This is a genomic window from Brevibacillus sp. AY1, from assembly GCF_029870785.1.
In the GTDB taxonomy this organism is placed as follows: domain Bacteria; phylum Bacillota; class Bacilli; order Brevibacillales; family Brevibacillaceae; genus Brevibacillus; species Brevibacillus invocatus.
Genome location: NZ_JAFLPN010000072.1, coordinates 1 through 8994, shown reverse-complemented (window position 1 = coordinate 8994; position 8994 = coordinate 1). Strand labels below are relative to the sequence as shown.

The following is an 8994-nucleotide window of genomic DNA, read 5'->3' as shown; positions in this document are numbered from 1 at the left end:
TTTGGGGAGGTACTCCTTTTTCTATGCTCAAAAAACCTTGAGCCCGTAGGGCTCTAATTTATGAAATTGATTCACATTATTGTTTAAGGACAAAGATTTTTAGGTGTGTACACCGTGATCTCGCGTTTTCGTTTTGCCATGATGTCACCTCCAAGAACATAAAAATAGGGCTCCCGAAGGCAGCCCCAAATGGAGTCATGTTGATAGTTCTGGATGTCGGTTCTGTAGACAGTAGAAGAGCTCCTAGTAGCAGTATGGCCAGAAATGTGAGTCTAATACTTTATTTTCTCAGTCTACAACTTTATTTTCCTAGTCTAATACTTTATTTTCTTTTGACAAAAATCTATGCTGTAGGATCTCCCCCTACTCCACCGTCACACTCTTCGCCAAATTCCGTGGTTTATCCACGTCCAGGCCGCGTGCAACAGAAGCGTAGTAAGCGAGCAATTGCAATGGAATGACGGTCAGAATCGGTGTCAGCATGGGCAAGGTGGACGGCATGTAAATCACTTCATCCACAGCTTTTGCCAAGTCTTTGTCGCCTTCCGTAGCGAAGCCCAGGATATGGCCGCCACGAGCTTTGACTTCGACGATGTTGCTCACCATTTTTTCAAAGATGTCCGGTTGGGTAGCCAGTGCAACGACCGGTACGTTATCTTCAATTAGCGCAAGGGTGCCGTGCTTCAGTTCTCCGGCAGGGTAAGCCTCGGAGTGAATGTAAGAGATCTCTTTCAGCTTCAGCGAGCCCTCCAGCGATACCGCGTAGTCGAGGCTGCGTCCGATGAAGAAGACACTGCTTACTTCTCTGATGCTCTCTGCGAATTCACGAACACGAGCTGCCTCGGATTCTTCCAGTATGGAAGCAATTTTGCCCGGGATGGCTTGTAAATGCTCGACGACATTAGCAACCTCGTCCGCTGGCAATGTACCTTTTACCTCTGCAAGATACAGAGCAAACAGATACAGGGTGACCACTTGGGACGTATACGCCTTGGTAGACGCTACGGCTACCTCAGGACCTGCCCACGTGAAAAGAACTTCATCTGCTTCACGAGCCACAGAGCTACCGACGACGTTGGTGATGGCCATGACCTTCACATTGCTCTTCTTCGCTTCCCGAAGCGCTGCGAGAGTATCTGCAGTCTCTCCAGATTGGCTGATGACGACCATCAAGGTTTTATCGGTGTAGATCGGATCGCGATAACGGAACTCCGATGCTACGGCCACTTCGACAGGTACACGCGTCCATTTTTCGATGACGTCTTTACCGACTAGACCCGCGTGCATGGAAGTACCGCATGCTACGATGTAGATCCGATCATAGGTCGCCAGCTCGGCAGCGCTCATTTTCAACTCAGGCAACACAATGCGTTTTTGCGCTTGGTCGATGCGAGGTCCCATGGTATCGCGAACAGCTTGCGGCTGCTCGTGGATTTCCTTGAGCATGAACGAATCATATCCGCCTTTTTCCGCTTGTACCAGATCCCATTCGACATGGAAAACATCCCGCTCCACTTTCTTTCCTGTCTCCACGTCCAAAAGCTCCACGCCATCGCGCGTCAATACGGCCATTTCGCCTTCATTCAAAATGTACACATCGCGTGTATGCTCCAGGATTGCCGGAATATCCGACCCGATAAAGCTTTCTCCGTCACCAATCCCTACTACGAGAGGACTCGCCAGGCGAATCGCCACCAGCTTATCTGGCTCATGCTTGGTCATGATCCCGAGCGCATAGGCACCGCGCATCCGCTGCACAGCTTTACGTGCTGTAGAGACGATATCTCCGTCGTACATGTCAGCCAGCAGATGGGCAATGACTTCTGTATCAGTCTCGGAAGTAAATGTGTAGCCTTTTGCCAACAGCTCTTCCTTGATCGGCATGAAGTTTTCGATAATCCCGTTATGCACAACGGCAAAATCGCCCTTTTCGTCCAGGTGAGGGTGGGAATTCTCGTCAGACGGCTTTCCGTGTGTCGCCCAACGTGTGTGCCCGATCCCTACAAAGCCTCCCAATGGATGTGACTCCAAACGATCCTCCAGGACAGCGAGACGGCCCTGTGCTTTATCCATTTGCAGACCCTGCTCGTTCAATACCGCAATCCCTGCGGAGTCATAACCGCGATACTCCAGCTTGCGCAGTCCCCCGATAATAACCTCTTGCGCTGATTTATCTCCAATATATCCAACGATTCCGCACATAAGTAAGTGATCCCCTTCCATATTGACGGGGACACAACCCAATGCCAATGGTACGGGGGTGTGCCCCCGCCATTCCAGTGTATTTTTAAATGGTGCTCCATTCTATTCAGACAATGACCAAAACGTATCAGGCGCAGGATTTTGTCCATCCGATCACTCAGATGTTTTGTCCCTGCGCTCCGCGGCAGTGATACGGCTGCCGGGAGGTACCCGCCGAATTCCTCGATAAACCTCCACCTCGTCCACTGTGCTCCATGTCGGGCAGTCACAGTGCTGGCGCTTTACAACAGTTATTCGTTTTAGCACACGCTACCTTCTTCTGTCCTCGCCTCCTTTACCCGATTGCATATGATGATCATACACATACACTTTACCACAATGCCTGCGAAACAACAATCCAAATATTCCCATTATTATTTATAGATAAGGGAGTGGCTGTTCACCACCCCCTTGCTTTTATATTCACACGAGCTCTTGTTTGACAACGTCCACGATCCGATTGACCAAGCCTTCCAGCTGACTCTCATCAGGTCCTTCTGCCATCACGCGAACGATCGGCTCGGTTCCAGACGGCCTTACCAACACGCGGCCATTGCCTGCCAGCTCTTCCTCGACCTCGCGAATCGCTTGTTCGATCGCTGTATTGCCAGCGAGCTTGGACTTATCCTCTACGCGTACGTTGATCAAGAGCTGTGGATACTTGACCATCACTTGCTTCAGATCGGATAAAGATTGGCCGGATTCCTTGATGATATTGAGCAGCTGCAGTCCAGTCAACAAACCGTCTCCTGTGGTATTGTAGTCCAAAAAGACGATGTGGCCCGATTGCTCGCCTCCAAGGTTGTATCCGCCACGAATCATTTCCTCGACGACGTAACGGTCTCCTACAGCCGTTTTTGTCGTGTTGATGGCGCATTCCTCCATGCCCTTGAAAAAGCCCATGTTCGCCATCACAGTGGTGACCACCGTATTGTTGTTTAGCTTCCCTTTTGCTTTCATCGCACGGGCACAAATAGCCATGATGTAGTCCCCATCCACGATCTCGCCGTTTTCATCGACAGCGATGCAGCGGTCAGCGTCCCCGTCAAAGGAAAGACCCAGATCCGCCTTGTGCTTCACCACTTCCTCCTGCAAGCGCTCCGGATGTGTGGAACCACAATTTTCGTTGATGTTTACGCCATTCGGATTTGCCCCGATGGTGATGACTTCTGCCTCTACGTCTGCAAACAGACGAGCTGCCAGGGAAGAGACTGCTCCATTGGCGCAATCCAGTACAACCTTCAAGCCGTCAAAGCGCTCAGAAACCGTACTTTTCAGGTGAGACAAGTATTTTTGTCCACCCTCCAGGAACTCCAGTACCGTTCCGATCTGTTCACCAGTCGGACGAGGCAAAGTGTCCTCTGTAGCATCCAGGTATTGTTCGATTTCTGCTTCCATGACATCCGACAGTTTAAAGCCATTGCTGCCGAAGAACTTGATTCCGTTATCCGGAAACGGATTGTGTGAGGCGGAAATCATAACCCCCGCATCCGCACCCAACGCGCGTGTGAGATACGCAACTCCAGAAGTGGAGATGACTCCCAGTCTGACTACTTCCGCTCCGACCGACAGCAGGCCAGCCAACAGAGCACTTTCCAACATCTGTCCGGAAATGCGCGTGTCGCGCCCGATCACCACTTTTGGTTTCCCTTCCAGTTTGTGCCTTGTCAGAGCATACCCGCCTACACGACCGATTTTAAATGCCAGTTCTGGTGTCAACTGCGTATTAGCCACGCCGCGCACACCGTCAGTTCCGAAATACTTCCCCATGTCTGTCCCTCATTTCCTTCCTTGTGCACACAACAGCTTATGTTTACCTTTGCTTGTTCGTGATTTCCACTGTGACCTGCTTCGGCGCATTCGAAGCTTGTTTGATGTAATCGGACTGGTTAAAGATGTAGTTCAGCGCCACCTCATACACACCAGCCGGCATATTGCTTACATCTGCCACGATTTGCAAATCTTCCTGCCTGAATTGATCCAGCACCTCAGCTGCACCAATAATATCAAAGTCTACTGTAGAAATTTCTTCACCGTCAGTGGAAAGCACCTTTGCTTGCATGCTCTCCGATAAACCGCTGATCCGGATCGGGATCTTCTCCAAACGTTTTGTCGTGGATGGAACCACTTTCAACGACACCTTCAAATACTCCGGTTCCACCTTCACAATATTCTCCATGAGCGGCAGCTTTAACTCCAAAACTCGATCTGAGGTAAGGTTGCTCAGGTCAATGCTTGGCCCTGTGTAGGTGCTTGATTTCAGTGCATCCACCACTTCTTTCGGGCCATATACGGTCACTTCGTCCACACTGCTATCCACACTAGCCAAACTATAGCCATTCGGCATTTCGTTCGTCAAGTTTATTTTCAGTGGCACTTTTACGAACGGACTCGTGACTGGAATGTTCACTTCTACGGTTAGTGGAACGACATCTGCTCCTTGAATGACATTGCCTGACTTGTCCACTACTTTCAATGGGACTGTCGTCTTAATCGGCGATGTAGCCCCCTCCAGATCCACGGATGCCTTGACGGCCGCCACGGTATCTACCTGGCTTTCCGGCACGCGTACGAGGGCTCGAAACGGCTTGACGATCGGTTCTCCTGCGGAATATCCGGGTGCCACCTGTCCGAGCATTTCGACGTTCACTTCACGCTCCACCGTCTTCTTTTCTTCCAGCGTGATTTCCACCATATTGGGGATGATCCCGACCTTCACTTCATCTGGAAAGCCTTTGTACTGAACCGGTACTTTATGCGTCCCTTTGCCCAAACCCGTTGCATCTACATATACTTCCCATGAATCGGACGGAAAAAAATTGTGCCGATAAAACGGGTTGTTGCTTTGCAGGGCCACTTGCACCGTTCGCTGCTGCTTTACGACCTGGAATTGATCCGTGTCGTATTTGACATGCAAATTTACACCGTCAATAAAAACAGGCTGATTTCCGTCAATGCTGGATGTGGGCTCTGACTCCAAGTTCACGACCATCCACATCATGACGGCCAAAAGTAGGGCGACTGCCCGAGCAAACCAATGACTATTTAACCATTTATCCATGTTTTCGCCTCCATTGCCAACGACTACTCATGGATTTCCCTTTGGACAGCGGCTGGAGCTTCTCTGTCAGCATCTCTGCCAGTTGGGCCTCCGTCAAGTTGCGATTCATGTCTCCGTTTGCCGCAAAGGACACCTGTCCAGTCTCCTCTGATACGATAATCGAGATCCCGTCTGACACCTCACTCAAACCGATTGCGGCACGGTGGCGAGTCCCCAGTTCTTTCGAGATGGAGTTGTTCTCAGACAGAGGTAAATAACAGGCTGCAGCCAAAATAACGTCCTTGCGCATGATCACTGCCCCGTCATGCAGGGGTGTATTCGGGATGAAAATATTAATTAATAATTCCGAGCTGACACGTCCATTGATTCCGATTCCAGTTTCAACGTAATCATTAAGACCTGTTTCCCGTTCGATGACAATGAGCGCACCAATTCGCCTCTTCGCCATGTAAGTGACAGATTTGCACACTTCCTGCACCAAACGACTGACGCTATCCTCATCCTGTGTTCCACTTGAACGTGAAAACAGCTTGCCGCGGCCCAGCTGTTCCAGCGCGCGACGCAGCTCCGGCTGAAAGATGATCACCACAGCCAACACCCCGAACGTGAATGCTTGCGACATCAGCCAGTGCAGCGTCGTCAGCTGGAAGTATTTGCTGAGCAGCCAGGTGATGATAATCAGCATGACCCCTTTGAGCAATTGTACCGCTCGCGTCCCTCGGATGAGCATAATCAGTTTATATATCACGTATGTAACGAGTAATATATCCGTTCCATACCGTAGCAAATCCCCGTAATCCATCGATATCATAGCGAAGCCCCCATATCCCGCTCCATCTCAATGCAGGCAGTCTGTCACCTGTGGAAAAAGCACGGCTGCGCATGCCGTGCTGGTGATTCCGTACTCTCTATTTTCTCCTATCGCATGACGGGAAGCAAGTCATTTCCAATATTTTTCACCTCATACCAAATCCAATCCACAATGGCTTCGATGGATTCAGTGTTTCCCACTACCTGGGCTGTCGATGCCACGAATACTTTCCCTTCGATCGCCACGACATTGCCCCGTACCTCTCCTTGCACTTCTACGTTGCCATTGCGAACCACCAAGTCCCCATCAATGCTGGTTCCGGCTGGCACCACCACAACATTGCGTTCACGATCTATTTTTAGTTTATCCATATTTGACGACGAAACCTGCAAAATATCATTTCGGTCAAACCAATTCGCACTTAAACTGCCTGCCATCAAGATGAAAAAGACAGCCGCAGCGGTAAGAAACGGATGGTTCCGCAGCCAGGAGGAAAACAGGCTCTTCTTGGTCGGAGCTGGCAATTGCGCGAGAACGCGTGCCGTAAAGTCAGAAGACACATGGATATGCGAAGCGCTTTGAACAAAAGCGATGACACGTTGCAATTCATGCATATGCTGACGGCAGGTTGAACATGTCTTCATATGAGTTTGCAAAGACTGATTCGTTAGCTCGTCAGTATCACCATCTAAACATTCGTGAATGAGGACAACCATTTCGCGGCATTCCATCTTATTTACTCCTTTCTCACATCAATCGCAACTTACTGCGCAGAGCTTCCCGTCCACGATGAATCCGTGTTTTAATCGTCGTGATCGGCAGCTTTACAATGTCACTGATTTCCTGCAAAGACAAATCCTCAATGTAGCGCAATATCATGATCGAGCGATATTTGGGCTGCAAATGGGATAATGCGTCCTGCACAGTCTCTTGCAACTCCTGCGTTATGACCTTGTCTTCAGGTGTTCGTTCGCTAGAAGACAAGCGGGAGTACCAGTCAAGCCCCTGACCAGGGTCTACTTCTTCATCCAACGAAAAGTCAGGTCGTTTTTTACGTCCGCGATCAATACACAGATTGGTCGCAATCCGGTAGATCCACGTTGAAAATTTATAGCTTTCATCATACGTATGCAAATTCGCATACACGCGCAAAAAAGTCTCCTGCGCAATATCCTCGGCATCCTGGCGATTACCCACCATGCGATACGCGAGCTGAAATATCTTGTCTTTATATATCTCAATCAACTCAGCAAACGCCTCACGGTCCCCCCGCTTTGCGCGCTGGGTCAACCGCTTTTCTACAAAATCCATGCGATCCTCCCCGCAATACCGTACTCCTTAATACGGACGATACAGCATATGGTTTCGTATTTTTTTGCATGTTTGTACGGGTTATTTAGTGGGAAATACAGGTATAAGGGGGGCTTCTTCCCCCATATAGTAATGGTGATGACCCATACACAATCTGATGCAGATAAGGAGAGTGGGACAGATGACGAATAAAGATGTTCTCCTCCAGATCGAGCAGTTGCGCAAGGAACTGAACGACCGTTATAGGGAACAATCATCCATTACCCCAGAACTAGTTGAGTTAAGTGTTCAATTGGACCATTTACTAAACAAGCTCCAACTCCGCCCTTAGAATGTACTGCTTTCTTCCCGCAATGTAAAGGTTCGAAAATGTAAAAAATTGTACATGATTAAGGCTGCATAATAAGGAGTAACAAGAAAGAGAGGGTGTATCCCTCTCTTTTTTCGTATGTCTATCTTATTATAACAATTTATCGCCAAACGCTGAACTCATCAATGCTACTGCAACGCGTGCTGTCATATTTTGTTGGTCGAGAATGGGATTGACTTCTACGAATTCTGCCGAGCATAAAATGTTTGCTTCAGCCAGCATTTCCATGGCCAAATGCCCTTCACGGTAAGAAATACCACCTATTACTGGAGTCCCCACACCCGGAGCATCATGCGGATCGAGTCCATCCAGGTCGAGACTGAGATGCACACCTTTTGTATGCTTCGACACATGCGAAATGGCTTCATCCATTACCCGTGCCATCCCCAGCTTGTCAATCTCGTGCATGGTAAACACTTTGATGCCAAGACGCTTGATCAGCTCACGCTCACCCTCGTCCAATGATCTAGCGCCTATAATGACAACATTCTCCGGTTTTATTTTCGGAGAGAAACCAGCAATTCCAACGAGCCGTTCATGCCCGTATCCCAGGCTTGCAGCTAGAGGCATACCATGAATGTTTCCTGATGGAGACGTTTCACCTGTATTCAAGTCTCCGTGGGCATCAAACCAAATCACACCCAGGTCATTCACATTTTTCGCTACTCCTCCGATAGTTCCAAGCGCAATACTGTGGTCCCCGCCCAAAACCAGAGGAAAACGTCCCTCCTGCATGATATCGCTTACAACATTGGCCAGTTTCGTATTGGCTTCCACAACTTCATCCAGATACTTGTGATTTTCTGTTTCTGTATACCGATGGGGACGATTAACATGAATATCCCCTTTATCTTCTATATGCATGCCCATCATTTCCAAGCGAGCCACTACGCCCGCATAACGAATGGCACTTGGCCCCATATCCACTCCGCGACGATCAGCCCCTAAATCCATTGGGACACCCACTATGCTAATGTTCTTGTTCATGAATATGACCCCTTCCCTTGGCAGCTGCGAAACTTTCTGTTCCCTGTTATTGTAGCCGCTTTGAAGGAATTGACTCAACTCGACAACTATTTGCATAAAAAAACAGGCAACCCATTGGTTACCTGCTTTACGCAATCAGATGGAGCGGGTGATGGGAATCGAACCCACGCGACCAGCTTGGAAGGCTGGGGTTCTACCATTGAACTACACCCG

The 8994-nt window shown here is 49.2% G+C and carries 8 protein-coding genes; 1 reads left to right on the top strand and 7 read right to left on the bottom strand.

What is annotated here, in order from left to right; genetic code table 11:
• Positions 1-363: 363 nt before the first annotated feature.
• The 6 genes from glmS to sigW all read right to left on the bottom strand — a co-directional run bounded on the left by glmS (position 364) and on the right by sigW (position 7424).
• On the bottom strand, positions 364-2202 hold the full coding sequence (gene glmS / locus JZI27_RS24245; RefSeq protein WP_280209730.1) for a glutamine--fructose-6-phosphate transaminase (isomerizing): 1839 nt from the start codon (positions 2200-2202) through the stop codon (positions 364-366).
• Between the two features lie 462 nt (positions 2203-2664).
• Positions 2665-4011 (bottom strand): phosphoglucosamine mutase, encoded by a 1347-nt coding sequence (gene glmM / locus JZI27_RS24240; RefSeq protein ID WP_280209729.1) that lies wholly within the window; start codon positions 4009-4011, stop codon positions 2665-2667.
• Between the two features lie 43 nt (positions 4012-4054).
• Positions 4055-5302 (bottom strand): CdaR family protein, encoded by a 1248-nt coding sequence (locus tag JZI27_RS24235; protein ID WP_280209728.1) that lies wholly within the window; start codon positions 5300-5302, stop codon positions 4055-4057.
• Positions 5295-6113: a diadenylate cyclase CdaA gene (gene cdaA / locus JZI27_RS24230; protein ID WP_251245096.1), complete on the bottom strand. Its 819-nt coding sequence runs from the start codon at positions 6111-6113 to the stop codon at positions 5295-5297. Before cdaA ends, JZI27_RS24235 begins: the two co-directional genes overlap by 8 nt.
• A gap of 107 nt (positions 6114-6220) precedes the next feature.
• Complete coding sequence (locus JZI27_RS24225; protein ID WP_122911096.1) at positions 6221-6844, bottom strand: zf-HC2 domain-containing protein; 624 nt, start codon at positions 6842-6844, stop codon at positions 6221-6223.
• Positions 6845-6860: 16 nt separating this feature from the next.
• Positions 6861-7424: an RNA polymerase sigma factor SigW gene (gene sigW, locus JZI27_RS24220; protein WP_122911097.1), complete on the bottom strand. Its 564-nt coding sequence runs from the start codon at positions 7422-7424 to the stop codon at positions 6861-6863.
• A gap of 157 nt (positions 7425-7581) precedes the next feature.
• On the opposite strand from sigW, the gene JZI27_RS24215 reads away from it, so the two are divergent.
• The gene (locus JZI27_RS24215) at positions 7582-7755 is read left to right on the top strand and encodes a Spo0E family sporulation regulatory protein-aspartic acid phosphatase (RefSeq protein ID WP_338075428.1); all 174 of its coding nucleotides are present in this window, start codon (positions 7582-7584) and stop codon (positions 7753-7755) included.
• Between the two features lie 129 nt (positions 7756-7884).
• Here the strand turns inward: JZI27_RS24215 and rocF are convergent, their stop codons facing one another.
• Positions 7885-8781 carry an arginase gene (gene rocF, locus JZI27_RS24210; protein ID WP_122911099.1) on the bottom strand — a complete coding sequence of 299 codons (897 nt, stop codon included), beginning with the start codon at positions 8779-8781 and terminating at the stop codon, positions 7885-7887.
• Positions 8782-8994 lie beyond the last annotated feature (213 nt).